We start from the raw sequence: 1873 nt of genomic DNA on the forward strand, positions 1-1873 counted from the left end.
GGGGGGGGGGGCCGGGCGCCCGCCGCCGGGGCGCGCCCCGCCCGCGCCCGCGGGGTCGAGGTGGTGCTGGTGGACGATCGTGGTCTCGACGATGCCGCGCCCGCGGTGAGATCACGGCTGATCGCGCAGATCACGACGGAATTGGCGGGCGCGCTGGCGGGCTCGGTGATGGTGCGGGTGCTGCCGCCGAACCGGCGGTTGCTGGCCACCGTCGTCGTGGACGGACCGGATGGCGGAATCCGCCGGGTGGAGATCGGTCGCGACGGCAGACCGCAAGAGCACAAAGTCCCCCCTCCGGCTTCGGAGGACTCCGTCGAGGCGGCCTCCGTCGAATAGTCGTTCACACCGCTAACGTTGGCCCCGATTTCCGGGTCAAGTAATTGGAATCTCCCGCATGGAAAGACATCTGGCTAATCTATGGTGAACCGTCTCTATGGTGAACCGTCTCTATGGCGAACCGTCTCAATGGTGAACCGGCTCCATCGTGAACCGGCTCTGTGGTGCACCGGCCGCGCCGACGGTGGCCGGAGTGGGAAAGGAATGACCGGAATGGTGTCGACCCCGGAGGAACACGAGCCCGCGCATCCGAAGGCGCGCGAGCCGCGCGCGGTGCCCGAGGTGCCCCGTACGCCCGCCCTGAGCGCACGCGAGGTCGAGGTCCTGCTCGCGTGGATCGCGCGTGACTCCAAGGCCGAGGTCTGTCGCGACCTCCACATCGCCCTCGGCACCATGAACACCCACCTGACCAGGATCAGGGAGAAGTACGACCGCGCGGGGCGCCCGGCGCCGACGAAGGCCGCGCTGATGGCGCGCGCCTTGCAGGACGGTTATCTCGGCATCGACGATCTGTAGCCGGGGATGCGGCGCGGCCTCGTCGCCCCCGGCCGCGCCGAATTCCGGTCATTCGATGAGATTCTCGCTCTTCAGCCAGTCGTAGGCGACGTCGGCGGGGGCTTCGCCGTCGATGTCGACCCGGCCGTTGAGATCCTGCAACAGGTCGTCGGAAAGGCGCGCGGAAAGCGTGCCGAGCAGGGCGGGCAATTCCGGGTGACGGTCGATGGTCTCGGCGCGGACGACCGCGGTCCCGCTGTAGGGCAGGAAATAGGTCAGATCGTCCTCGAGCACCCGCAGATCCAAATTCTTGATGCGGCCGTCGGTGGTGTAGACCATGCCGAAATTGCACGGCTCGCCGCGCGCGGTCGCGGTGTAGATGACACCGGCGTCCATGCGCGTCACACCGGCCGAGGGCACACCGGCCGGATCGTTGTAGGGAATGCCGTAACGCTCCAGCATGGGCAGGAATCCGTCGGCACGGCTGAAGAACTCGTCGTCCACGCAGAAGGTGCGCTCGGCGACCGGCAGCGCGGCCACCTGCGACAGGGTGGAGACGCCGAGACGGTCGGCGGTGGCGGCCGCGGCGGCGAAGGCATAGGTGTTGTTGAATTCCGCTGGTTCCAGCCACACCAGGTCGTATTCGTCGCGTTCGATATCGCGCACGCGCTGCCACAGCTCATAGGGGTCGGTGATCACCTCGGTCTGCCCGTGATAGTTCACCCAGCCGGTGCCGGTGTACTCCCAGAGCACGTCGGCGTCACCGTTGAGCTGCGCCTGGCGGGAGGACGCCGAGCCGGGCGCGCCGGTCAGGTCGGTGACCGAGGCGCCCGCGGCGGCCAGATAGGTGGCGGTGATCTTGCCGAGCAGCACGCCCTCGGTGAAGCTCTTGGAGGTCACCACCACCTTCGCGCCGTCGAGCGGGCGCTGTCCGTCGGGGAGGGTGGCGTCGTGGGAGGTGGCCGAGGAGCGCACCAGGCCACAGCCCCCGCGCACGGCCGCGGGGGACACCGCGCGCACTCCGGGCAGTGCGCGGGTCGCC

General features: G+C 69.0%; 2 protein-coding genes and 1 pseudogene. 2 read left to right on the top strand and 1 reads right to left on the bottom strand.

Features of this window, described 5'->3' with window-relative positions:
• Nucleotides 1-336: pseudogene (locus tag QH283_RS26465) on the top strand (hypothetical protein); the annotation flags it as partial.
• Between the two features lie 213 nt (nt 337-549).
• Nucleotides 550-852: a LuxR C-terminal-related transcriptional regulator gene (locus QH283_RS26470; protein WP_280505651.1), complete on the top strand. Its 303-nt coding sequence runs from the start codon at nt 550-552 to the stop codon at nt 850-852.
• 48 nt (nt 853-900) lie between these two features.
• Here the strand turns inward: QH283_RS26470 and QH283_RS26475 are convergent, their stop codons facing one another.
• Nucleotides 901-1860 carry a glycine betaine ABC transporter substrate-binding protein gene (locus QH283_RS26475; protein ID WP_280505652.1) on the bottom strand — a complete coding sequence of 320 codons (960 nt, stop codon included), beginning with the start codon at nt 1858-1860 and terminating at the stop codon, nt 901-903.
• Nucleotides 1861-1873: the final 13 nt, after the last annotated feature.

This window comes from Nocardia farcinica (assembly GCF_029867845.1).
Lineage (GTDB): Bacteria > Actinomycetota > Actinomycetes > Mycobacteriales > Mycobacteriaceae > Nocardia > Nocardia farcinica_A.